Raw genomic sequence first — 23,615 nt, 5'->3', positions numbered from 1 at the left:
CGCGGCCCCCGTCGAACCGCCGCAGCCGTGAGAGGACCGACCTCATGCCGCTCCTGGAGCCGAAGCCGGAGGCCCTGCGCCCGACCACCGCGCGGGCCCCCGCCCCCGACCGGGTGCCCGCCGCCCTCGCGGAGGGCACACCACCGCCGCTGCGCCGGGACCTGACGGCGCTGCTCGGCGCGGACAAGGTGCTGTGGAAGGTGTCCGACCTGGTGCGGTACGCAACGGACGCCAGCCCGTACCGGTACGTCCCGCAGGTCGTGGTGGTGGCCGAGGACGTCGACGACGTCTCGGCGGTCCTCTCCTACGCGCACGGCAAGGGCCGCGAGGTGGTGTTCCGGGCCGCCGGGACCTCGCTCAACGGCCAGGCCCAGGGCGAGGACATCCTGGTGGACGTGCGCCGCCACTGGTCGGGCGTCGAGGTCCTCGACGACGGAGCCCGCGCCCGCATCCAGCCGGGCACCACGGTCGTCCGCGCCAATGCCTCACTCGCCCGGTACGGCCGGGTGCTGGGCCCCGACCCGGCGAGCGCCATCGCCTGCACGCTCGGCGGCGTCGTCGCCAACAACGCCTCGGGCATGGCCGCGGGCACCACCCGCAACAGCTACCGCACCCTCGCCTCGCTCACCTTCGTCCTGCCGTCCGGCACGATCGTCGACACCGGCGACCCGACGGCCGACGAGGACCTCGCGCACGCCGAACCGGGGCTCTGCGCGGGCCTGTTGGCGATCAAGCGGGAGATCGAGGCCGACGGCGACCTGGTCCGCCGCATTCGCGCCAAGTACGAGATCAAGAACACCAACGGCTACCGGCTCGACGCGTTCCTGGACGGTGCGACGCCCGTGCAGATCCTGCGCGGGCTGATGGTGGGCTCCGAGGGCACCTTCGGGTTCATCTCGGAGGTCGTCTTCGACACGCTGCCGCTGGACCGCAGCGTCTCCTGCGCACTGCTGTTCTTCCCGACGCTGTCCGCCGCCGCCGCTGCCGTGCCGCTGTTCAACGAGGCGGGCGCGCGGGCCGTCGAGCTGATGGACGGCAACACGCTGCGCGCCTCGGTGAGCGTGGCGGGCGTGCCCCAGGACTGGGCGGACCTGCCGAAGGAGACGACCGCGCTCCTCGTGGAATTCCGTGCCCCGGACGAGGCGGGGCAGGAGGAGTACGAGCGGGCGGCGGCCGAGGTCCTGAAGAACCTCGAACTGGTCGCACCGGTCCCCTCCGTCACCAACGCGATCACCCGCGACGCGAAGACCATCGGCAACTACTGGAAGGCCCGCAAGGCGTTCGTGACGGCCGTCGGCGGCGCCCGCCCGTCCGGTACGACGCTGATCACCGAGGACTTCGCGGTACCGCCCTCCCGCCTCGCCGAAGCCTGCGAGGCCCTCCTCGAACTCCAGGAGGCACACGGCTTCGACGCGGCCGTCGCCGGGCATGCCGCCCACGGCAACCTGCACTTCCTGCTCGCCTTCGACGCGGGCGAGCCCGCCGACGTCCGCAGGTACGCGGAGTTCATGGACGACTTCTGCCGGATGACCGTCGAGCGCTTCGACGGCTCACTCAAGGCGGAGCACGCCACCGGGCGGAACATCAGCCCGTTCCTGGAACTGGAGTGGGGCCCGCAGGCGACGGAGCTGATGTGGCGCACCAAGGCGCTGATCGACCCGGACGCCGTGCTCGCCCCGCGCATCGTCCTCAACCGTGACCCGGAAGCCCATCTGCGCGGCCTCAAGACCATCCCCCGCATCGAGGCCGAGGCCGACCCGTGCATCGAGTGCGGCTTCTGCGAACCCACCTGCCCCAGTGGCGACCTGACGACCACGCCCCGCCAACGCATCGTGCTGCGCCGGGAGTTGATGCGCCAGCCCGCCGACTCGGCGGTCGGCGTGAACCTCCTCGACGCGTACGGGTACGACGCCGTGGACACCTGCGCGGGCGACTCCACCTGCAAGATCGCCTGCCCGGTCGGCATCGACACCGGAGCGCTGATGAAGGACTTCCGCCACCGCAGGCACTCACCGCGCGAGGAGCGCGTCGCGGCGCTCACCGCGCAGCACTTCAAGGCGGTGGAGGCTTCGGCGCGCCTCGCCGTGGCGGCGGGCGACAAGATCTCCGACCGGCTGCTGGCGTCCGTGACGGGCCTGGCCCGCAAGGCGGTGCGCCCCGACCTCGTCCCGCGCTGGCTCCCCGAGATCCCGGGCGCCGCCGCCCGCACCCTCCCCCGCACCTCCCGGCCCGGTGCGCACGCCGTGTACTACCCGGCCTGCGTCAACCGCATCTTCGGCAGCCCCGACGGCTACGCGGGCCCCTCCCTCCCGGAAGCCGTCGTCGCCGTGTCCGCGCGGGCCGGAAAACCGGTGTGGATTCCCGCCGACGTACGCGGCACCTGCTGCGCCACCATCTGGCACTCCAAGGGGTACGAGCGGGGCAACACCGTGATGGCCAACCGGATCATCGAGGCCGCCTGGGGCTGGACGGCGGGCGGGCAGCTCCCCCTCGTCGTCGACGCCTCGTCCTGCACGCTGGGCATCGCGCACGAAGTGGTGCCGTATCTCACCGACGAGAACCGGGAGTTGCACGCCGAGCTCGACATCGTGGACTCGATCGTCTGGGCGGCCGATGAGCTGCTGCCGGGGCTGACCGTCCACCGTACGGTGGCCTCCGCCGTTCTGCACCCCACCTGCTCGATGCGGCACCTGGGCGACGAGGCACAGTTGACGAAGGTGGCCCAGGCGTGCGCCGACGAGGTGGTGGTCCCCGACGACCTGCGGTGCTGCGCGTTCGCGGGCGACCGGGGCATGCTGCACCAGGAGCTGACCGAGTCGGCGACCGCGCGGGAGGCCGCCGAGGTGGGGCGGCGCGCGTACGACGCGTACCTCTCCGCGAACCGGATGTGCGAGGTCGGCATGGACCACGCGACGGGCCGCCCGTACCGCTCCGTACTCCTGGATCTGGAGCGGTCCACCCGCCCCTGAGACAGCGCCCCGAAACCTCTCCGCGCAAGAATCCATCAACCGGAGGGAGTAAATCCAACCCCCTTTGCCCTAGGGCCTCTTGTGCCCCGGCCCTCCCCTCCGTGAAGGTGATCGGCACCTGATCCCTTTCACGGAGGTCCGATGTACGACGACAAGGCGACACCGACCCCTGACGAAAACGACGACTTCAGCGAGGCTCCCGACGGTGTGACCCGCCGTTCCGCGCTGCGCACCGCCGGAGTGGTCGGCGCCGGTCTGGGCCTCGGCGCGGGCGGCGTGCTCGGCGCGGCGGGGCCCTCGGCCGCCGACGCGAGAGCGGGGTTCGACGAGGCTCCCCGCCGCCAGGGCAAGACCATGGCGAACGTCCCCTTCGAACGCCGCTCCACCGTCCGCGTCGGCATGATCGGCCTCGGCAACCGCGGCGACGGCATGATCGACCTGTTCCTCGCCCTGCCGAACGTCAAGGTCGTCGCCGTCTGCGACCCGGTCCGCGCCAAGGCGGAGAAGGCCGCCGCGAAGGTCGTCAAGGCAGGTCAGCCCGCCCCCGCGATCTACACGAAGAACGAGGACGACTACAAGAACCTCTGCAAGCGCGGCGACATCGACTTCGTGTACGTCGCCACCCCGTGGGACTTCCACTACGAGATGTGCAAGACCGCCATGCTCAACGGCAAGCACGTCGGCGTGGAGTGTCCGCTCGCCATGCGCATGGACGAGATCTGGGACCTGGTCAACACCTCCGAACGCACCCGACGCCACTGCATCCAGCTGGAGAACTGCTGTTACGGCAGGAACGAGATGCGCGTCCTGCGGATGGCGCACGCGGGCCTGTTCGGCGATCTGCTGCACGGCGCGGGCGCGTACAACCACGACCTGCGCGGACTGATGTTCGACCCCGACTACTACGAGGGCCCGTGGCGCCGCCTGTGGCACACCCGGCTGCGCGGCGACCTCTACCCCAACCACGGCTTCGGCCCGGTCGGCAACTACATGGACGTCAACCGGGGCGACCGCGCGGTGAGCATGGTCAGCGTCGGCTCCCCCGCGCTGGGCCTGGCCGAGTACCGCAAGAAGCACATGCCGCCGGGCGACCCGAGCTGGAAGGAGTCGTACATCGAGAGCGACCGTACGATCAGCCTGATCCAGACCGCCAAGGGCCGCGTCATCCGGCTCGAACACGACGTGTCGACCCCGCACCCGTACAGCAGGATCAACAGCCTCGGCGGCACCCTCGGCGTGTTCGAGGACTACCCGCCGCGCATCTACCTGGAGCCCGCCAACACCAACGACCAGTGGGACGACTTCACGAAGTACGCCCAGTGGGACCACTGGCTGTGGAAGGAACACGCCAACCCGCCGGGCGGCCACGGCGGCATGGACTACCTGATGCTGTTCCGGCTGGTGCAGTGCATGCAGCTCGGGCTTGTCCCCGACTTCGACGTGTACGACGCGGCCACCTGGACGGCGCCGGTGCCGCTGAGCCATCTGTCGATTCGCGGCAGGGGCGCGCCGCAGCAGATCCCCGACTTCACCCGGGGCGAGTGGCGCAAGGCCCGGCCGGGCGTGGACTCGGAGAAGCCGAAGGCATGAGGAAGTGAGCGGGGGTGGGGCCCACCCCCGCCCCCGCTCCTCACCCACCGGTCAGCAGCGCGTGCGGTCCTTGACCAGCGTCCCCTGCACCGTCTCCACGGTGCGGTCGTGGCAGGTGCCGTCGGAGCCGTACAGGCGGTAGCGCTCGCCCGTGGTGGCGACGGCGTGCCGCTGGTCGCGCGGGACGTTCGCGGTGTACGTGGCGTCGCCCCGGTAGACGTGGTCGAGCCGGGTGGAACCGGTGCGCCGCCCGTTCGTGAAGGCCGTCGTGTCCGCCTTGTCGCCGAGGGTCAGGACCGTGCGCAGCCGGTCGCCCGCGCCGAGCGTGGTCGTGCCGTCCATCGTGTACGTGCGCTTCGCCTCGGTGGCGCGCGCCGGCCCGTGCTTGCCGCGCACCGTCACCGTCTCGTCGTCCGTCCACTCGCCCTGGAGCGCGTCCAGGCTCTCGCCCTCGGTCCAGCGGTGTACGGAGGTGTTCGCCAGGGTGCGCGTGACGCGGGTATCGACGCGGCCCCGCGAGGTGTTCACGTATCCCTCGACGGTCAGTGCGTGGCCGCCGCGCGTGTCCAGACGGTGCTCCGAACCAGGCGTGTACGTCGTGGAGTTGACGGGCGCGGACTCGGTGTGGCGGGTGAGGCCGCCGGTGACGACGCGGCTGCCGTGGTCCTGCCAGACGAGGACGTTCACCGGGTGGCTCCAGCCCGCCTGCCCGGCCGGGACGCCGACGACGCCGACCTCGATCCGGTGCGGGCGGCCGTCGTTGAGGAGTCCGGCGAAGGGGGTCAGGTCGTACTGGATGGGCAAGACGTCGAGCGCGCGGGGGCCCGGGACGACGTACCAGAGGAAGGGGTTGGACCAGCCGCCGGTCCACACGGTCGGGAACGGCGCGGCGATTCCGGCCAGCTTCCCGTCGACCTTGAGCTGGACCTCGCGGTAGGGGCCGCCCGCCGACGTGCAGGAGTACGGGGCCTTCTCGGGCACCGACAGGTACCAGTACTCCTCGCAGCCGCCGCCGGAGCCGGTCGCGTACACCTCGGCGAGGATGCGCCGTGCGTTGCGGGGCGTGAGAAGGGAGTTGTCGTTGAGGGTGAGGACGCGGTCGGGGGTGTCGGCGGGCTTGGTCCGCCCCTCGGCGGCGTAGAAGGTGAGCGTGGCCTTGACGTCGATGACGCCGGTGTACGTCTCGTTGACGACGTTGCCGATGAGCATCTCGACGTCCTGCGTACGGCGGAAGGTGTCGCTGTAGCGGGTGACGTCCTTCTCCACCGACCAGGTGATGCCGTCCGGGGAGGGCTGCGGAGTGGACGTGCGCAGCACTTCGACGCCGCCGACGTGGACGTAGCCCAGACGGTCGTACTGACGGCCCTTGACCTTGCCTTCGAGGCGCAGCACCACCTTGCTCCAGCTCCCGCCGCACTTCTCCGGCGGGGTGTAACTCCCCTTGTACGGGGTGAAGTCGCGGAACTGGGCCTCGCCGAGGGTCACGGCGCAGGACCTGGTGTGCGGCTTGACCACGGGCGGGGCGGCGGTCAGCGGGTCGTGCCAGTCGTTGCCGAACTCCGGGGGCGGCACCGGGCCGGGGGCGGCGGTGGCCGGGGAGGCACCGAGAAGCGTTCCGGCGGCCAGCACCAGACCGCTGAGCACGGACATGATCCTTCGTTGTCTCATGCGACAGGAGTGAATCGCGGGACGGACGGGAACACCAGACCCGGCCGGGGGCGACGCATGGAAAATGGCGGGTTCTGTGGGGGCCTGCGCATAAATCAATTGCCCCGGGCCGGCGAAAAGCGCGAACCTTGCACGGTTTGCGGCACGCGGTACGCGATGTCGGACCGCTTCCGCTTCCTGTCGCCCCTGTCCGCTCTCCCGTCCGTGTCGGCGCGCATCGACCCGTAGGAATTCATGCACATCAAGGATCTTCCGTATCAAGACCCCGGCGACCCCGACGTTCGCTCCGGGGGCCGTTTCCTGCTGTGGCTGGGGCGCAGCCAGCTCGGCGGGCAGCTGAAGGCCATGGGCTGGGGCGTACTGCACCAGCTCGGCGTGGCGGGTCTGCCGCTGGGCGTGGGGGTGGCCGTGCAGGCGGTCGTCGACCGGTCCGGCACGCGGCTCGCCCTGGGTGCGGGGCTCCTGCTGCTCATGGGTGTGGCCCTCGCGCTCGGCGACACCATGCTGCACCGGGTGGCGGTCACGAACTGGATCACGGCCGCCGCCCGCGTCCAGCAGTTGCTGGCGCGCAGGACCGCCGAACTGGGCGCCGCGCTGACCCGGCGGGTCGCGGCGGGCGAAGTCGTGGCCGTTTCCACGGGCGACGTCGAGAAGATCGGATGGTTCGTCGAGGCGCTGTCGCGGTTCGCGGCGGCCGTTCTCGCGCTGATCGTCGTCTGCGTGGGCCTGGTGATCTACCAGCCCGCGCTCGGCGTGGTCGTCGCGATCGGCGTCCCCGCACTGGCGCTCGCCGTGCTGCCGCTGCTCCCCAAGGCCACCGCACGCGCCGACGTACAGCGCGAAAAGGCGGGCAAGGCGACGGAGTTGGCGTCCGACACGGTCGCCGGCCTGCGCGTGCTGCGCGGCATCGGCGGCGAGGAGCTGTTCCTCGGGCGCTACCGCGAGGCTTCGCAGGAGGTCAGGAAGGCGGCCGTGCGCAGTGCCCGGATGTGGGCGCTGATCGCCGCCGTCCAGGTGCTGCTGCCGGGTCTGCTGCTCGTCGCCGTCGTCTGGTACGGGGCGACGCTCGCGCGGCAGGGCACGGTGACGGTCGGCGAACTGGTCACCGTGTACAGCGCGGTGACCCTTTTGATGTACCCGCTGCGGCACTTCGAGGAGATCGCGATGGCGTACTCCTTCTCCAAGCCGTCCGCCAAGCGGGCCGCCCGCGTGCTGGCCCTGCGCCGCACCGCGCCCGGCGACGGGCAGGAGGCCGCGCAGTACCCGACAGGCGACCTGTACGACCCGGTGACCGGGCTGCTCGCCCCCTCGGGCGTGTTCACGGCCGTGGTGTGCGGGGACCCTGACCTGGCGGGGCGGCTCGCGGAGCGGCTCGGCGGACATCCGGCGGGCGCGGAGGAGGAGGCCGAGGAAGCCGAGGAGGCCACCGAGAAGGTCGCTTCCGTCCGGCTGGGCGGCGTCGCCCTGGACGAGCTTCCCCTGGCGGCCGCGCGCGCCAGTGTCCTCGTGCAGGACAAGGACCCGGTGCTGCTGTCGGGCACGCTGCGCGAGCTGCTCGACGTACCGGCGTCGGGGAAGGTGTCCGCCGAGGACGCCCTCGCGGCGGCGCAGTGCACGGACGTGCTGGCCGCCCTCGCGCAGGCGTCGGTCACCGGCGACGGCGACCCGATGGAGACGCGGATCACCGAGCGCGGCCGGTCGCTCTCCGGCGGACAGCGCCAACGCCTGGCGCTGGCACGGTCGTTGGTGACGGATCCGGAGGTACTGGTACTGGACGAGCCGACGTCAGCCGTCGACTCGCACACCGAAGCCCGGGTGGCAGCGGGTGTCTCCCGGCTCAGGTCCGGTCGTACGACCGTGGTCCTGGCCTCTTCCCCGCTGCTGCTCGACCAAGCGGAACGCGTGGTGTTCGTGCACGACGGCGAGGTGGCGGCGGTCGGCGAGCACCGCGAACTGCTGCACACCGAGCCGCGCTACCGGGCGGTCGTCACGCGCGAGACGGACGACGAGACGGAAGCGGGCGCGGGCGCGGAAGCGAGCACGGAAGCGGGCACGGGCGCGGAAGCGGGCGCTCGGATACACGCCCTGACAGCACGCGAGAAGAACGCACGCGAAGAGATCGAGGAATCGGCATGAGCGCCACGACCTCCCAGGGCGCCACGACCAAGGGAGCGCCCCGGATCGGGGTGGCTCCCCCGGACTACGACCCGGCGGCCCCCGAGTCGGCGACCACGCTGCCGGTGGGCAGCCCGGCGACCGTACGCGGGTACGTGAAGGGCCTGCTGCGCCGCCACCGCACGTCCTTCGCCGCGCTGGTCGGCTTCAACACCCTCGCGGTGATCGCCTCGATGGCGGGCCCGTACCTGCTCGGCGGCATCATCGAGGACCTGACGGCGAACGCGAAGGAACTCCATCTGGAGCGCACGGCGGGCCTGTTCGCCGCAGCGCTGCTGATCCAGGCGTTCTTCGTACGGCAGACCAGGATCAACGGCGCGATGCTCGGCGAGCGCATGCTCGCGGACCTGCGCGAGGACTTCCTCGTCCGCTCCGTCGGCCTGCCGCCGGGCGTGCTGGAGCGGGCGGGCACAGGTGACCTGCTGTCCCGCATCACCACGGACATCGACCGGCTCGCGAACGCGATGCGGGAGGCCGTGCCGCAGCTCGCGATCGGCGTGGTGTGGGCGGTGCTGCTGATCGCCGGTCTGACGGTGACCGCACCGCCGCTGGCGCTCGCCGTGCTGGTGGCACTCCCGGTCCTGATCATCGGCTGCCGCTGGTACTTCCAGCGGGCGGCCTCGGCGTACCGCTCGGAGGCGGCGGGGTACGCGGCGGTCGCGGCGATCCTCACCGAGACGGTCGACGCGGGCCGCACCATCGAGGCGCACCGCCTCGGGGACCGGCGGGTGGCCCTGTCCGACAAGCGGGTCAAGGAGTGGACCGCCTGGGAGAACTACACCCTGTGGCTGCGCACGGTCCTCTTCCCGGTCATCAACGCCACGCACGTCACCATCCTGTGCTCGTCCGTCGTCATCGGCGGAGTCTTCGTGCTCCAGGGCTGGTTGACGGTGGGTCAGCTGACGACGGGCGCGCTGCTCGCGCAGATGCTGGTCGACCCGGTCAACCTGATCCTGCGCTGGTACGACGAACTCCAGGTCGCCCAGGTGTCGTTGGCCCGGCTGGTGGGCGTGCACGACATCGAGCCGGATGCGGGCGACGAGACGGTGACGCCGGACGGCCGCAGGCTCCGCTCGGACGAGGTGAACTTCGGTTACCGGGAGGGCGTCGACGTCCTGCACCAGGTGTCGCTGGACGTGGCTCCGGGCACCCGGGTCGCCCTGGTCGGCCCCTCGGGGGCGGGCAAGTCGACGCTGGGCCGCCTGATGGCGGGCATCTACGCCCCGCGCACGGGTGAACTCACCCTGGGCGGCGCCGAGTTGTCGCGCATGCAGGCGGAGCGGGTGCGTTCGCACGTGGCGCTGGTCAACCAGGAGCACCACGTCTTCGTGGGCTCACTGCGCGACAATCTGCGGCTGGCCCGCACCGCCGCCGAGGACGCCGAACTGTGGGCGGCACTCGGCGCGGTGGACGCGGACGAGTGGGCGCGCGGACTGCCGGAGGGGCTGGACACGGAGGTCGGCTCGGGTGGTTTCGCCCTCACTCCGGCACAGGCGCAGCAGATCGCGCTGGCCCGGCTGGTCCTCGCGGACCCGCACACGCTCGTACTCGACGAGGCGACGTCGCTGCTCGACCCGCGTGCGGCACGGCACTTGGAGCGGTCGCTCGCCCGGGTACTGGAGGGCCGCACGGTGATCGCCATCGCGCACCGGCTGCACACGGCGCACGACGCGGACGTGATCGCGGTGGTCGAGGACGGCCGGATCGCGGAACTCGGCAGCCACGACGAGCTGGTGGCGGCGGAGGGGGCGTACGCGGCGCTGTGGAGGTCGTGGCACGGGTAGGCCAACGGCCGGTCCTGGGGCTTTCCCTGCCCTCGGACCGGCCGTGTGCCGCCTTACGACGCAGAGCGGGTGGGCGACGCGGTGCGGATATGCGACGCGACGCGGGTGTGCGCCTCGGTACGGGTGGGCGACTCGGTACGGGTGGGCGACTCGCTGCGGTTTACGGCTCGGTGCGGATCCACATCCGCCAGCCGATTCCCACGTACTCGCATCTGTATTCCTTCCAGGCACCCCCGAGATATCCGGTGCTTCCGGCCACCATGCAGTCGTACTCGCTCTGGAAGACACCGGCGGGATTCAGGTGCCAGTCGTCGGCGCCGCGAATCTGCGCACTCGCCGGAGCCGCCAGCGCCATGGCACCGACCGCCAGCGTCGCGAACATCAGGGACAGTCTGCGTTTCATCCTTGCCTCCGTGCGTTGCGAGGAGCCTCGCGGGAAATTCAGCCCGACGACCCGAACCGCACGCTGTACGCGGGCTGCGGCGGCGGGTTGTACTGGTCCCAGGTCGCACCGACCCCGACGATCGACGCGAGCTGGCCGCACCCTCCGTCCAGGAAGACGAAGGCCGTGGCGTCCGTGTCGTTGCTGAGGTGGGCCGCACCGCCACTCAGCGGAAGACACACGTCATTGGGTGGCGCGATCAACCCGTCCACGGATCCGTCATTGCGGCTGAAGGTGAGCTGGCCCCCCGCCGCCCCGGCGCTGGACGGCAGTACGGCCACCAGGAGGAGCGCCCCGGCGACGACGGGTCCGGCCCGCCGCAGCGCCGTGCTCCACCCCTTCGCCGAACGGCTCCGGTCTCCCTCGTTTCTTGCTTTTCCGGACACGACAACTCCCTCGGTTCGTCACTGCACTTGGCGAGTCGACGTGCCGAGGATTTCACGCCTGAATTTCTCCCCACAACGGCTTGCACAGGCGCGCATTTCACCGCCCGGGGCCTCCCGGAGCACGCCACCCGAACGGCGCGCTGCGCCGTTCGGGTGAAGAGGCTCCGAAACTCGGGGAATTCCGGAAGGGCGTGTTTTCCACGGGAATTCCCGCACCGCATTCCCGCACCTCCCTACTCCCCCGCGAACCTCTCCAGCGCCTCCGCCAGCGCCGCCTTCATTCCCGTCCCGCCCATGTGCCCCGAGTCGTCGAAGATCCGCAGCTCCGACCCCGGCCACGCCTGCGCCAGCTCCCATGCCGTGTTCGGCGGGCCCGCCAGGTCGTGGCGTCCCTGGATCAGCACTCCCGGAATCCCCGCCAGCTTGCCTGCCCCACGCAGCAGTTCACCCTCCTCCAGCCACGCACCGTTGGCGAAGTAGTGCGAGGCGATGCGCACCAGCGAGATCCGGCCCTCGTCGGGACGGTCGCTGTACGGAGCCGACGTCTGCACCACGGGTTCGAGGCCGAGCACCGCGTCCTCCCACGCGCACCAGTCCGCGACGGCCTTGTCCCGTACGGCCGGATCGGTGCTCGACGCCCGCCGCGCGTAGGCGGCCACCAGGTCGTCCCGCTCGCCCTCCGGGATCTGCGCCCGGAACCGGGCGTGCGCCTCGGGGAAGAAGCGTCCCGCTCCCCCGTACAGCCACGCGGTCTCCGAGCGCCGGGTGGTCGTCACACCGGCGAGGACGATCTCACTGACGCGCTCCGGGAACGCCTGTGCGTACGCGAGGATCAGCGTCGAGCCCCACGACCCGCCGAAGAGCAACCACCTCTCCACACCGAGGTGTTGACGGAGCTTCTCCATGTCGGCGACGAGATGCGGAGTCGTGTTGAACTCCATGCTCGTCGCCGGGTCCGCGACATGCGGGGTACTGCGCCCGCAACCGCGCTGGTCGAAGAGGACGAGGCGGTAGCGGTCGGGGTCGAAGAGCTTACGGTTTCTGGGACTGCTGCCGCTGCCGGGGCCGCCGTGCACGACGACGGCGGGCTTGCCTTCGGGGTTGCCGGAGACCTCCCAGCGGATGCGGTTGCCGTCGCCGACGTCGAGCATGCCGTGGTCGTACGGTTCGAGGATCGGATACGGGGCGGGCATCGGCCGGGACCTCCTGGGAGCGCGAAAACGGTGGACCGGGGACCGGGCCCGGCCCACCGTAACGTCAGCGGGTGATCCACTCACCCCCTCGGGGGCCCACAGGCCCGCCCATCGCCTGGCCGACGGACGCCGGGCGACGCCCCGTCGGCTCAGACCCCCAAGCCCGCTCCACGCACCGTCAGTTCACACCCCGAGCCCGTCCCACGCCACGCGCCGCGCCCCCGTCGGGTCGTTCGCCAGCTCGGGTTCCGCCTTGATCAGCATCTGCGGACGCGTCTTCTCGTCGTACGCGGGCCACTGCGGCCCACCCACAAGCCGAGGCCGCCCCTCGCGGACCAGCGACAGCACCGTGTCCTGGAGCGCCGCCGACGCCGCCTTGTCCGCCTCGCCCATGTCCATGAATCCGTCCGCCGGTTCACCGCTCAGCGAGCACAGGTCGAAGGACGGTTCGCGGCTCCACAGGCACGGGATGTCGGCCGCGTGCGTGGGGCCGAGCAGGTTGTACGGCTCCATGGGCGGCTGGTGGTCGAAGCGGTGCATCCACACCCGGCCGCCCGCCCGCACCTGCGCCTCGGCGACCCGCACCGACGGCATCACGAACATCGCGTCGCCCAGCAGCGTCTTGCGGGCGTTGCCGCCGACGGCCGCCCCCTCCGGCTCGAACTCCGCGTAGCGGCGCAGCAGTTGTGCCCAGGCTTCCGGGCCGACGGCCGACTCCAGGGACCGGGTGATCGGGTTGTCGTCGCCCATGAACGTGAAGACGGCCATCTCGTCGCGGCAGTACGCCACGAGCAGCGGCACGTCCGTCACCGCGCCGTCCGCGACGGCGGCGAGGGGTACGTACGGGATGTAGTCGCCGTCGACGACCGGCACGAACGGGATGCCCTGCTTGCCGTCGTGGCCTCCCGCATGGGCCAACTCCTCGGTGGCCGCGCGCAGTTCGGCGACGGGCACGTCCCGGATGCGGCCCGGTTCCGTCTCCGGGATGCCCAGCCGGGCAAGGAGCGCCTTCGCGGCGGCCGTACCGGTCCGGGCGTCCTGCTGTTCGGCGGCGCTCCCGCTGAGCAGGGCCGCACCGTGGAAGAGCCCGCGTGCGGCGGGGACGCCGAGGAGGGTGCCGACGCTCATGCCGCCCGCCGACTCGCCGACGATCGTCACGCGCGACGGGTCGCCGCCGAAGGCCGCGATGTTGTCGCGCACCCATTCCAGGGCCGCGACCTGGTCCCGTACGCCCACGTTGGAGTCGGCGACCGACGGGTCGACGCCCGCGAGGTGCAGGAAGCCCCAGGAGCTGAGCCGGTAGTTCAGGGTCACGACGATCACGTCGCCGCGCTCCGCCAGGACCGAGCCGTCGTAGTCCGCGCCGGTGCCGAAGACGAAGCCGCCGCCGTGGATCCAGACCAGGACCGGACGCGGGGAGGCGGCGGGCGCGGCCGGGGCGAAGACGTTGAGGTAGAGGCAGTCCTCGCTGTCCCTGTCGTACGGGGGTGCCGTCGGGTCGAAGCGGGAGAGCTGCACGGCGGCGGGACCGTACTGCGTCGCCTCGCGCACGCCCTCCCACGGCCGGACCGGCTGCGGCGCACGCCACTTCAGCCCGCCCACCGGCGGCTGCGCGAACGGGACGCCGAGCCAGGCACGGCTCTCGTGGCGGACGGTGCCGCGCAGGGCGCCCGCCGTGGTCTCGACGACGAGCTGCCCGGCGGCGGGCGCTTCAGCTGTTGACACGTGTCACTGCCTTTCGTGGAAGGTGCACTGACCCGAACGTACACCCGCCCCTGACATGCGAAAAGAGGCGGTCCGCACCCCTGCGGACCGCCCCTATCCCGTACGCGTCAGATGAACCCCAGCGCCGCCGCCCCGCCCACTCCCCCGGCCAGCATGAACACCGGCATCAGCACCTTCAGCTCCACCCAGCTCCCGGCCCTGAAGCGCATCACCTTGGGCGGTCCCAGCGGGTACCAGCGCTTGCCCGCGATCGGGATCGGCCACAGGATCGGGCAGCCCGACACCGTCAGCGCGTCGCCGATGTCGTGCACGAGCGCCCCGAGGACGATCGGCAGGCCCAGCCACAGGTACTCCTGGCCGGGGGCCTCGAACAGCCAGCTCGCGCCGTTGCCCGGCTTGTCGAGCACTCCGGCCAGGATCCAGGCGCTCGTCGCGCCCAGCAGCCACACCAGTACGTCGCTGGAGACCCGCGCGGCCCGCCACAGCAGGCCCTCCACCGCGAGGACGAGGTGCACGAAGAGGATCGCCAGGACCGCCCAGCGCCCGCCGAACACCGCCGCCGCCGAGCAGCCCCCGCCGATCGCCACCGCCCACACCCAGGTGTGGGTGAGGGTGCGGTGACCGCCGGTGCGGCGCGGGTCGTGCCGGGTGCGGGTCGCCTTGTAGACGGCGTACGACAGCTTGTCGACGATCTCGCAGAGCAGCCGGGAGACCGGCCCGAAGGCCCGCGAGATGGTCGCCGACTTGTGGTCGAGGTCGGGGGCGAGCGCCGCCCCCGCGCAGATCAGTGCGCCGACGACGAGCACCGGCCAGGGCATGGCGTGGCCCGCCGCTGCTGCCGCGGCTCCCACCCCGAGCCAGGCTGCCGCTCCCGACAGTGAGTGCGCCGGTCCCATCATGGTCGTACCCGCCCCATTTGCTGTCCGTGCCCCCATCTCTTCCCTGGCGCGGCCGAGTTGAGCACGGGCCGCCGATGGGCTGACCCGTCACCCTATCCGGGATGATCTTGTACGGACCCTCCGGTTGCCCGATCCGTACCCGCGCCAGGCAAGATGGGGGCGTGACCCTTATCGATCAGCTCCCGCCGAACGCCGACCCCGACACCCTCTTCGAGGCTTTCTCGACCTGGGCCGAGGGCCAGGGCATCGCCCTCTACCCGGCGCAGGAAGAGGCGCTGATGGAGGTGGTCACCGGCGCGAATGTGATCTTGTCCACGCCCACCGGCTCCGGAAAGAGCCTGGTCGCGGCGGGTGCGCACTTCACGGCACTGGCCCAGGACAAGGTCACCTTCTACACGGCTCCGATCAAGGCTCTCGTCTCGGAGAAGTTCTTCGACCTCTGCAAGCTGTTCGGCACCGAGAACGTCGGCATGCTGACCGGCGACGCCTCGGTGAACGCGGACGCCCCGGTCATCGCCTGCACCGCCGAGATCCTGGCCTCGATCGCGCTGCGCGACGGGAAGTACGCCGACATCGGCCAGGTCGTGATGGACGAGTTCCACTTCTACGCGGAGGCGGACCGGGGCTGGGCCTGGCAGATCCCGATCCTGGAGCTCCCGCAGGCACAGTTCATCCTGATGTCGGCGACGCTCGGCGACGTCGCGATGTTCGAGAAGGACCTGACGCGCAGGACGGGCCGCCCGACGGCGGTCGTGCGCTCCGCGACGCGTCCCGTCCCCCTGTCGTACGAGTACCGGATGACGCCCATCACCGAGACGCTCACCGAGCTGCTCGACACCCGGCAGTCGCCCGTCTACATCGTGCACTTCACGCAGGCGGCGGCCGTCGAGCGGGCGCAGTCGCTGATGAGCATCAACATGTGCTCCAAGGAGGAGAAGGAGAAGATCGCCGACCTGATCGGCAACTTCCGCTTCACCACCAAGTTCGGCCAGAACCTCTCGCGGTACGTCCGCCACGGCATCGGCGTGCACCACGCGGGCATGCTGCCCAAGTACCGCCGCCTGGTGGAGAAGCTGGCGCAGGCCGGTCTGCTGAAGGTCATCTGCGGTACGGACACGCTCGGCGTCGGCGTCAACGTGCCGATCCGCACGGTGCTGTTCACGGCGCTCACGAAGTACGACGGCACGCGGGTGCGCACGCTGCGGGCCCGGGAGTTCCACCAGATCGCGGGGCGCGCGGGCCGGGCCGGGTTCGACACGGCGGGCTTCGTCGTGGCGCAGGCTCCCGAGCACGTCGTGGAGAACGAGAAGGCGCTCGCGAAGGCGGGCGACGACCCGAAGAAGCGCCGCAAGGTGGTCCGCAAGAAGGCTCCTGAGGGCTTCATCGCCTGGTCGGAGTCCACCTTCGACAAGCTGATCACCTCCGACCCCGAGCCGCTGACCAGCCGTTTCAAGGTCACGCACACGATGCTGCTGTCGATCATCGCGCGCCCCGGCAACGCCTTCGACGCCATGCGCCACCTCCTGGAGGACAACCACGAGCCGCGCAAGGCGCAGCTGAGGCACATCCGCCGCGCCATCGCGATCTACCGCTCGCTGCTCGACGGCGGTGTGGTGGAGCAGCTGGACACGCCGGACGCCGAGGGGCGGATCGTACGGCTGACGGTCGATCTCCAGCAGGACTTCGCCCTCAACCAGCCGCTGTCGACCTTCGCCCTCGCCGCCTTCGACCTGCTGGACCCCGAGTCGCCCTCGTACGCGCTCGACATGGTGTCCGTCGTGGAGTCCACGCTCGACGACCCCCGGCAGATCCTGGGCGCGCAACAGAACAAGGCGCGCGGCGAGGCCGTCGGACAGATGAAGGCGGACGGCATCGAGTACGAGGAGCGGATGGAACTCCTCCAGGAGGTGTCGTACCCCAAGCCCCTCGAAGAGCTGCTGTGGCACGCGTACAACGTGTACAAGAAGAGCCACCCGTGGGTCGGCGACCATCCCGTGTCGCCGAAGTCGGTCATCCGTGACATGTACGAACGGGCCATGACCTTCGCGGAGTTCACCTCGCACTACGAGCTGGCGCGCACCGAGGGCATCGTGCTGCGCTACCTGGCGGGCGCGTACAAGGCGCTGGAGCACACCATCCCCGACGACCTCAAGTCGGAGGACCTCCAGGACCTGATCGCCTGGCTCGGCGAGCTGGTCCGTCAGGTCGACTCCTCGCTCCTGGACGAGTGGGAGCAGCTGGCGAACCCCGAGGTCGAGACGGCCGAGCAGGCGCAGGAGAAGGCCGACCAGGTCAAGCCGGTCACCGCGAACGCGCGCGCCTTCCGGGTCCTCGTACGCAACGCCATGTTCCGCCGCGTCGAGCTGGCCGCGCTGGACCACGTCCGCGCGCTCGGCGAGCTGGACGCGGAGTCCGGCTGGGACGAGGACGCGTGGGGCGAGGCGATGGACGCGTACTGGGACGAGCACGAGGACCTGGGCACGGGCCCGGACGCGCGCGGCCCCAAGCTCCTGATGATCGAGGAGGACGCGGCGCACGGGCTGTGGCGGGTCCGCCAGACCTTCGCGGACCCGGCGGGCGACCATGACTGGGGCATCAGCGCCGAGGTCGATCTGGCGGCCTCGGACGAGGAGGCGCGGGCGGTCGTCCGCGTCACGTCCGTCGGTCAGCTCTAACGCCTACGAGAACCAGGGGAACGACATGACGAATCCGGCCGAGAGACTCGTCGATCTGCTCGACCTGGAGCAGATCGAGGTCAACATCTTCCGTGGCCGCAGCCCGCAGGAGCACCTCCAGCGGGTGTTCGGCGGGCAGGTCGCGGGCCAGGCGCTGGTCGCGGCGGGGCGCACCACGGACGGGGACCGCCCGGTGCACTCCCTGCACGCGTACTTCCTGCGGCCCGGCCGCCCCGGCGTGCCGATCGTCTACCAGGTGGAGCGGGTGCGGGACGGCCGTTCCTTCACCACGCGCCGGGTGACGGCGGTCCAGCAGGGCCGCACGATCTTCAACCTGACGGCCTCCTTCCACAAGCCGGAGGAGGGCGGCATCGAGCACCAGCTGCCGCCGCGCCGCGAGGTCCCCGCGCCGGAGTCGCTGCCCACGGTCGCCGACGAGATCCGCGACCACCTGGGCGCGCTGCCGGAGGCCCTGGAGCGCATCGCCCGCCGCCAGCCCTTCGACATCCGCTACGTGGACGGGCTGCGCTGGACGCGCGAGGAGATCGAGGGCGCGGAGCCGCGCAGCGCGGTGTGGATGCGCGCGGTGGGCCCGCTGGGCGACGACCAGCTCGTCCACACGTGCGCGCTGGCGTACGCGAGCGACACGACGCTGCTGGACGCGGTGCGGCTGCCGGTGGAGCCCCTGTGGGGATCGCGCAACTTCGACATCGCGTCGCTGGACCACGCGATGTGGTTCCACCGGCCGTTCCGGGCCGACGAGTGGTTCCTGTACGACCAGGAGTCCCCGATCGCGACCGGCGGGCGGGGTCTGGCCAGGGGCCGGATCTACGACCGGGACGGGCAGTTGCTGGTGTCGGTGGTGCAGGAGGGGCTGTTCCGGAAGCTCGGCGATTGAACGGCATACGGGCGTTGCGCGTGCGGCTGTACGCGCTGGGAGCGGCGGCGGTCACCATCGCCGCCGCTCTCGGCATACGGGCCGTCTCGTCGGGGGCGTTCGCGAAGTACGCGGGGGACGCGCTGTACACCGTGCTGCTGTACGCGCTCGTGGTGGCGGTGTGGCCACGGGTTCGGCCCGTGCTGGCGGGCGGGGTCGCGCTCGGGGTGAGCTGGCTGGCGGAGTTCGCTCAACTCACGTCCGTACCGGCGGAGTTGAGTGCACGCAGTGGGCTGCTGAGGCTCGTGTTCGGGTCGACGTTCAACGCGCCGGATCTGTTCTGGTACGCCGTCGGGGCGGCGCTCGCGTGGGCGGTGCACCGGTGGTCGCGAAGGGGTGACAGGGCGCGGATGCCGGTGGGGCCGGAGGGCCGATAGGGCGCGGCTATCGGGTGCATACCCTAATCGGCCGTTGTGGGGGCCCCACTCCTGAGCGAGCCTGACCACGTTGTCCGACGAGGGCGTCGGCGCCGGGGAAGCGGCGCCGGTGCCTGCTCGGTCCGGCGAAGGGGAGGGCATGGCACCCGTTGTGGAGCGCAATCCGAACGCGATCGCACCGCACCTGCGGCTCAATTTCATCGACGGCCGGTGGGTGGCGGCGGAGTCCGGGCAGACCCGGGAGAACGTCAATCCGGCCGATTTCTCGGATGTGATCGGCGCGTTCACCGAGTCCGGCGGGGTGGATGCCGACCACGCGGTCGACGCGGCGTCGGCGGCGCTCGCGGCCTGGCGGGGGCTCGGCCCGATCCGGCGGGCCGCATACCTCGTCGAGGCGGGGCGGATTCTGGGCGAGCGGGCCGAGGAGGTCGCCGCCGTCATCACGCGGGAGCAGGGGAAGCTGCTCGCCGAGGCGCGCGGCGAGGTCGAACGGGCGCGGGCCGTCCTGGAGTTCACGGCGGGGCAGGCGCGGGTACTGGGCGGGGTGACGGCCCCGGCCGAGGAGGACCGTACCTTCGCGTTCACGTTCCGCAAGGCGATCGGGGTCGTCGCGCTGATCGCGCCGTGGAACTTCCCCCTCGCCATCCCGATGTGGAAGGTCGCGCCCGCCCTGCTGTCGGGGTGCACGGCGGTCCTGAAGCCGTCGCCGCTGACGCCGCTGACGTCGGCGCTGCTGGTGGAGGTCTTCCAGGAGGCGGGGGTGCCGGACGGGGTGCTGAACCTGGTTCAGGGCGACGTCGCGGCCGGTGAGGCGCTGGTCGCGCATCCGGCGGTGGCGGGCATCAGCTTCACCGGTTCGCTGCCGGTGGGGACGGCGATCCACGCGGGCGGCGCGGGCCGACTGCTGCGTACGCAGCTGGAGTTGGGCGGCAAGAACGCGGTCATCGTGTGTGACGACGCGGATGTCGACAAGGCCGTCGACGCGGTGGTGAAGGGCGCGTTCGGGCAGGCGGGCCAGCGGTGCAGTGCCACCAGCCGGGCCGTGGTGGACGTCAGCGTGCGGGAGGAGTTCCTGGAGAAGCTGCTCGTCCGGCTCGGGGAACTGCGGGTGGGGCCCGGGGACGACCCGGAGTCGAAGATCTGCCCGGTGGTGAACACGGCCCGGCTCGATGCCGCCCTGGACGCGATCGCGGGGGCGCAGCGTGAGGGCGGGAAGGTTCTGTGCGGTGGGGAGCGGGAGGTACGGGACGACCTGCCGGAGGGGTGCTACGTGCAGCCGACGGTCGTCCGTACCGCGTGGGACAGCGAGTTGGCGCAGGAGGAGGTCTTCGGGCCCGTGCTCGCGGTGATCGACGCGGACGGCTTCGAGAACGCCATGGAGATCGCCAACTCGGTGAAGTACGGCATGTCCGGGACCATCTTCACCGCCTCGCAGTCCCGGGCCTTCGAGGCGATCGAGCGCTTCGAGGCGGGCATGCTGCACGTCAACCGGCCGGGTGTGGGCGCGTACGCGCACCTGCCGCACGTCGGGTCGAAGGCTTCGCAGTACGGGCCGCCGGAGTGCTCGCCGGAAGTGTTCGACTTCTACACGGAGTGGCACTCGGCCTGCATCAGCTACTGACGCTCACCTGCTGAGGGGGCCCGGCGTACGCGCCGGGCCCCCTCCTGCACAATCAGGCCCATGACAGAGACCTGGCCCCAGCACCTCGACGTCGGCGCCGTGCGCTTCGCGCGCCCCACGGCTCGTTACGACGACGTCCTCACCTTCTACCGCGACGACGTGGAGCTGCCGGTGCTGGCCGCCTGGCGGGGAGACACCCCGGACGAGCACTCCGGAGTGGTGTTCGGGCTGCCTGGTGCTCCCGTGCACATGGAGATCACCCAGCACGGCAACCCGCCTCGGATACCCGAGCCCCACCCGGAGAACCTGATCGCGCTCTACCTGCGCGGCCCCGAGGCCGTCGGGGCGGCCGTCGCCCGGATGCGCGAGCGCGGACACGAGCCGGTCGAGGCGGCCAACGCGTACTGGCCGGAGCGCGGCGCGGTGACGTACGCCGACCCGGACGGCTGGCTCGTGGTCCTCGCCCCGTGGGTGTTCGGCGTGGATCCGGTGCCGACCCCGAAGTAGCGGCAACGGGAAGGGCCCCGGCGGTTCCGTGTCCGCCGGGGCCCTTCCCGTAACTCCGCGGCGGTCAGCCGGGGATGAGCTCCTGCGCCAGTCCGAACGACAGGGTCATGCCCGCGCCGCCGACCCCGTTGACGACGGTGACGCCCGGTTCCGGGTTGACGATCAGCTCGGTGCGGCCGTCGCGCAGGGAGGGGTAGAAGCCGACCCAGCGTTCGGTGATCTCCGTGTTCGGGAGCTTCGCGAAGGTGCCGAGGTAGTCGAGGATCGCCTTGTTGATCTCCTCGCTCTCGAACGGGTCGAGGGTCTTCGCGTACGCGTGGCTGTCGCCGATGGTGAGGCGGCCGTCGGCGGTCTGCGAGAGCAGGACGTGGATGCCGTTCTCGCGGTGGAAGGGGTACTGCTCGCCCATCCGCTGCGCCAGCTCGGTGCGCGAGGGGCAGTCGTCGAACGCCGCGTAGTGCAGGAGGGTCAGGCCGCCGCAGAGCATCGGGCCGAGTTCCCAGCCCGTGGGCTGCGTGCCGGTGCGCATCATCTGGAGCTTGCAGCGGACGATGCCGGACTCGGCGAAGACCTCCGGGTAGAGGGTCTCGAAGTCGTTGCCGCTGCACACGAAGAGGTTGTCGACCTGCCAGTCGCCCGCCGTGGTGGACACGGTCGGCATGTCGACGCCGCGCACGGTGGTGCCGAAGCGGATGTCGACTCCGTACTCGCTGATCAGGTACTCGGCGACGGCGGGTATCGCGCGGCGCGGGTCCACGTTCAGCTCGGTGGGGCTCCACATCGCGGCGAGCAGGCCCTCCGCCACGGCGGTGGAGCTGCGCGCCAGGGCGTCCTTCGCGGAGATCATGGTGGTGCCGTGCTCGCGGGCGGCCTCGGTCGTCTCGACGAACTCCTCCAGCACGGCGGCCTCGTCGGCGTGGTGCGCGAGGTGCAGGGAGCCCGTCGGGGCGGCCCACAGGCCCGACTTGGCCGAGATCTCCTGCCATACGGCGCGGCTGCGCAGCGCTCGCTCGTACATCGCGCCGCGCTGCTGGCCGACCGACCAGATCATGCCGAAGTTGCGGATGGACGCGCCGACCGCGTAGTCGTCGCGCTCGAAGAGGACGACCTTGTCGCCGCGCTTGGCTGCGGCGAGTGCGTGGGCGAGCCCGACGATGCCTCCGCCGACGACGGCGGTGTCCGCGCGGTTGACGGCTGCGCTGCTGACAGTCATGGGGGTCCCCTATCTACAAGACGTACGTCGGGTACAAGATCACTTCACGGTGTACGGGAGGCGACGCCCATGAGGACGCCGCCTTTCCCGGGAGTTACGCGGCCCGGGGGTCACCCGGCCCGTACGGGGTCACGCGGCCCGGGGAACCCGGTTCCAGTGCGGGACCATCAGCACACCGGCCAGCAGTGCGGCCACTGCGAAGAGGGCGAACAGGACGCCCCCGGAGAGGAATCCGGGGAGCAGTCCGCCGAGGATGGCGCCGACCGAACCGCACCCGTTGACCAGACCCGCGGCGGTGCCCGCACCCTTGGCGCTGCCGAAGTCCACGGCGGCGACGCAGGAGATCATCGCGTCGGCGGCGTACACCGAGACCCCGATGACGGCCAGCACGGCGATCATGGTGCCGACGCTGCCGGTCGCGGTGAGCGGCATGAACAGGGCGAGCGCCACGGTCAGGATACCCAGGGCGATGACGCAGGCGGGGGCGCGGCGGGACGCGAAGACGTGGTCCGAGACCCAGCCGATGAGGATCGGTGCGAGGACTCCGGCGACGCCGAAGGCGACCGGGATGAGCGTGGCGCCCGCCTTGTCGATCTCGGGGATGCGCTCGGCGACGATGACCGGGCCCCAGAGGAGGATGGCGTACCGCGCCGGCTTCAGCAGGAAGTAGCAGAGGCCGAGGGTGAGGACCATGCGGTCGCGCACGGTCTCCCGGTAGAGGGCGAGGCCGGTGAGCCGCTCCTCTTCCTCGCCGGCGGTGACCGGGGCGGCCTGCGGGTCGTGGTCCGGGTCCTCCAGGCCCACGTCCTTCGGCGCGTTGCGCTGGAAGACGAGGAAGAGTCCGAGGACGACGGCCAGGGTCGCGGCTCCGGCGAAGAAGGCCGCCTGCCAGCTGTCGAACACCGAGTACGCCATCCAGCCGAGGAACGGCGGGGCGGCCAGGCCGCCGAAGGCGTAGTTGGTGCTCCACAGCCCCAGGACGCGCCCGCGTTCCTTGACGGTGAAGAAGTCGCCCATGTTCTTGCAGAGCGGCGCCCAGCCCGCGGACTGGGAGAGGCCCTGGAGGACCATCGCCCCGCCGAAGACGAGGACGGCGCTGCTGAGGCCCATCAGGCAGGCGGCGACGATCGCGCCGATCATGCCGCCGATGACGACGACGCGCGGGCCGAAGCGGTCGGCCCACATGCCCCACAGGAACTGGCCCGCCGCGTAGGCGGCGAGGTAGACGGAGTCGATGACCCCCAATACCCCTTTGGTGAGTACGGTGTTGACGGCGGGGTCGTCCAGAATCCCGAGCTTCGCGACGGAGAACGCCTGTCGTACGAAGTAGAACCCGGCGTACGCGACCCAGGTGATCGCGAATATCTGCCAGCGCCAGCGGGAGGCGCGGGCGGAACCGAGAAGCGGGTTGGTCCGGTTCACCGCCTCGCGGGTGGTGATGGTCTGTGGCTCTT

Annotated in this window: 17 protein-coding genes; 9 read left to right on the top strand and 8 right to left on the bottom strand. The window is 71.2% G+C overall.

Annotated elements, in window-relative coordinates:
* Window positions 1–44: 44 nt before the first annotated feature.
* Window positions 45–2,969, top strand: coding sequence for an FAD-binding and (Fe-S)-binding domain-containing protein (locus OG897_RS37225; RefSeq protein WP_266664250.1), 2,925 nt, complete (start codon window positions 45–47; stop codon window positions 2,967–2,969).
* 141 nt (window positions 2,970–3,110) lie between these two features.
* Window positions 3,111–4,559: a Gfo/Idh/MocA family protein gene (locus OG897_RS37220; protein WP_266664248.1), complete on the top strand. Its 1,449-nt coding sequence runs from the start codon at window positions 3,111–3,113 to the stop codon at window positions 4,557–4,559.
* A gap of 51 nt (window positions 4,560–4,610) precedes the next feature.
* Here OG897_RS37220 and OG897_RS37215 read toward each other — a convergent pair whose 3' ends face one another.
* Window positions 4,611–6,227: a peptide-N4-asparagine amidase gene (locus OG897_RS37215; RefSeq protein ID WP_266664246.1), complete on the bottom strand. Its 1,617-nt coding sequence runs from the start codon at window positions 6,225–6,227 to the stop codon at window positions 4,611–4,613.
* Between the two features lie 234 nt (window positions 6,228–6,461).
* Between OG897_RS37215 and OG897_RS37210 the strand changes: the two genes are divergently transcribed.
* Window positions 6,462–8,363 (top strand): ABC transporter ATP-binding protein, encoded by a 1,902-nt coding sequence (locus tag OG897_RS37210; RefSeq protein WP_266664244.1) that lies wholly within the window; start codon window positions 6,462–6,464, stop codon window positions 8,361–8,363.
* Window positions 8,360–10,186: an ABC transporter ATP-binding protein gene (locus OG897_RS37205; RefSeq protein WP_266664243.1), complete on the top strand. Its 1,827-nt coding sequence runs from the start codon at window positions 8,360–8,362 to the stop codon at window positions 10,184–10,186. The genes OG897_RS37210 and OG897_RS37205 overlap by 4 nt, the downstream gene beginning before the upstream one ends.
* A 160-nt stretch (window positions 10,187–10,346) precedes the next feature.
* Here OG897_RS37205 and OG897_RS37200 read toward each other — a convergent pair whose 3' ends face one another.
* The 5 genes from OG897_RS37200 to OG897_RS37180 all read right to left on the bottom strand — a co-directional run bounded on the left by OG897_RS37200 (window position 10,347) and on the right by OG897_RS37180 (window position 14,831).
* Window positions 10,347–10,589 (bottom strand): hypothetical protein, encoded by a 243-nt coding sequence (locus OG897_RS37200; RefSeq protein WP_266664242.1) that lies wholly within the window; start codon window positions 10,587–10,589, stop codon window positions 10,347–10,349.
* A gap of 38 nt (window positions 10,590–10,627) precedes the next feature.
* The gene (locus OG897_RS37195; RefSeq protein ID WP_266664241.1) at window positions 10,628–11,014 is read right to left on the bottom strand and encodes a hypothetical protein; all 387 of its coding nucleotides are present in this window, start codon (window positions 11,012–11,014) and stop codon (window positions 10,628–10,630) included.
* Window positions 11,015–11,247: 233 nt separating this feature from the next.
* Window positions 11,248–12,207 carry a prolyl aminopeptidase gene (gene pip, locus OG897_RS37190; RefSeq protein ID WP_266664240.1) on the bottom strand — a complete coding sequence of 320 codons (960 nt, stop codon included), beginning with the start codon at window positions 12,205–12,207 and terminating at the stop codon, window positions 11,248–11,250.
* 183 nt (window positions 12,208–12,390) lie between these two features.
* A complete protein-coding gene (locus OG897_RS37185; protein ID WP_266664239.1) occupies window positions 12,391–13,932 on the bottom strand; it encodes a carboxylesterase/lipase family protein in 1,542 nt (513 codons plus the stop codon).
* Between the two features lie 107 nt (window positions 13,933–14,039).
* Entirely contained in the window at window positions 14,040–14,831 is a 792-nt protein-coding gene (locus tag OG897_RS37180) for a metal-dependent hydrolase (protein ID WP_266664237.1), read from the bottom strand.
* A 161-nt stretch (window positions 14,832–14,992) separates the two neighbouring features.
* Here OG897_RS37180 and OG897_RS37175 point away from each other — a divergent pair, with 161 nt between their 5' ends.
* The 5 genes from OG897_RS37175 (at window position 14,993) to OG897_RS37155 (ending at window position 20,948) form a co-directional block, all read left to right on the top strand.
* Window positions 14,993–17,506, top strand: a complete 2,514-nt coding sequence (locus tag OG897_RS37175) for an RNA helicase (RefSeq protein WP_266664235.1) — start codon at window positions 14,993–14,995, stop codon at window positions 17,504–17,506.
* A gap of 25 nt (window positions 17,507–17,531) precedes the next feature.
* Window positions 17,532–18,404 (top strand): acyl-CoA thioesterase II, encoded by an 873-nt coding sequence (locus OG897_RS37170; protein ID WP_266664232.1) that lies wholly within the window; start codon window positions 17,532–17,534, stop codon window positions 18,402–18,404.
* On the top strand, window positions 18,401–18,820 hold the full coding sequence (locus OG897_RS37165; RefSeq protein WP_266664228.1) for a DUF2809 domain-containing protein: 420 nt from the start codon (window positions 18,401–18,403) through the stop codon (window positions 18,818–18,820). Before OG897_RS37170 ends, OG897_RS37165 begins: the two co-directional genes overlap by 4 nt.
* 139 nt (window positions 18,821–18,959) lie before the next feature.
* On the top strand, window positions 18,960–20,441 hold the full coding sequence (locus OG897_RS37160; protein WP_266664226.1) for an aldehyde dehydrogenase: 1,482 nt from the start codon (window positions 18,960–18,962) through the stop codon (window positions 20,439–20,441).
* Window positions 20,442–20,501: 60 nt separating this feature from the next.
* On the top strand, window positions 20,502–20,948 hold the full coding sequence (locus tag OG897_RS37155; RefSeq protein ID WP_266664224.1) for a VOC family protein: 447 nt from the start codon (window positions 20,502–20,504) through the stop codon (window positions 20,946–20,948).
* Window positions 20,949–21,012: 64 nt separating this feature from the next.
* Here OG897_RS37155 and OG897_RS37150 read toward each other — a convergent pair whose 3' ends face one another.
* Window positions 21,013–22,161 (bottom strand): TIGR03364 family FAD-dependent oxidoreductase, encoded by a 1,149-nt coding sequence (locus tag OG897_RS37150; RefSeq protein ID WP_266664222.1) that lies wholly within the window; start codon window positions 22,159–22,161, stop codon window positions 21,013–21,015.
* A gap of 129 nt (window positions 22,162–22,290) precedes the next feature.
* A complete protein-coding gene (locus tag OG897_RS37145) occupies window positions 22,291–23,583 on the bottom strand; it encodes an MFS transporter (RefSeq protein ID WP_266664220.1) in 1,293 nt (430 codons plus the stop codon).
* Between the last annotated feature and the right edge of the window lie 32 nt (window positions 23,584–23,615).

It is taken from the genome of Streptomyces sp. NBC_00237 (assembly GCF_026342435.1).
Lineage (GTDB): Bacteria > Actinomycetota > Actinomycetes > Streptomycetales > Streptomycetaceae > Streptomyces.
Note: the sequence above shows the minus strand (reverse complement) of the source record. Positions and strands in the feature narration are given on the sequence as shown.

What these genes read in the sequence shown, in the direction of transcription:
- OG897_RS37225 (WP_266664250.1), top strand. Translation starts at nt 45, where the DNA reads ATGCCGCTCCTGGAGCCGAAGCCGGAGGCCCTGCGCCCGACCACCGCG.
- OG897_RS37220 (WP_266664248.1), top strand. Translation starts at nt 3,111, where the DNA reads ATGTACGACGACAAGGCGACACCGACCCCTGACGAAAACGACGACTTC.
- OG897_RS37215 (WP_266664246.1), bottom strand. Translation starts at nt 6,227, where the DNA reads ATGAGACAACGAAGGATCATGTCCGTGCTCAGCGGTCTGGTGCTGGCC.
- OG897_RS37210 (WP_266664244.1), top strand. Translation starts at nt 6,462, where the DNA reads ATGCACATCAAGGATCTTCCGTATCAAGACCCCGGCGACCCCGACGTT.
- OG897_RS37205 (WP_266664243.1), top strand. Translation starts at nt 8,360, where the DNA reads ATGAGCGCCACGACCTCCCAGGGCGCCACGACCAAGGGAGCGCCCCGG.
- OG897_RS37200 (WP_266664242.1), bottom strand. Translation starts at nt 10,589, where the DNA reads ATGAAACGCAGACTGTCCCTGATGTTCGCGACGCTGGCGGTCGGTGCC.
- pip (WP_266664240.1), bottom strand. Translation starts at nt 12,207, where the DNA reads ATGCCCGCCCCGTATCCGATCCTCGAACCGTACGACCACGGCATGCTC.
- OG897_RS37180 (WP_266664237.1), bottom strand. Translation starts at nt 14,831, where the DNA reads ATGATGGGACCGGCGCACTCACTGTCGGGAGCGGCAGCCTGGCTCGGG.
- OG897_RS37170 (WP_266664232.1), top strand. Translation starts at nt 17,532, where the DNA reads ATGACGAATCCGGCCGAGAGACTCGTCGATCTGCTCGACCTGGAGCAG.
- OG897_RS37160 (WP_266664226.1), top strand. Translation starts at nt 18,960, where the DNA reads ATGGCACCCGTTGTGGAGCGCAATCCGAACGCGATCGCACCGCACCTG.
- OG897_RS37155 (WP_266664224.1), top strand. Translation starts at nt 20,502, where the DNA reads ATGACAGAGACCTGGCCCCAGCACCTCGACGTCGGCGCCGTGCGCTTC.
- OG897_RS37150 (WP_266664222.1), bottom strand. Translation starts at nt 22,161, where the DNA reads ATGACTGTCAGCAGCGCAGCCGTCAACCGCGCGGACACCGCCGTCGTC.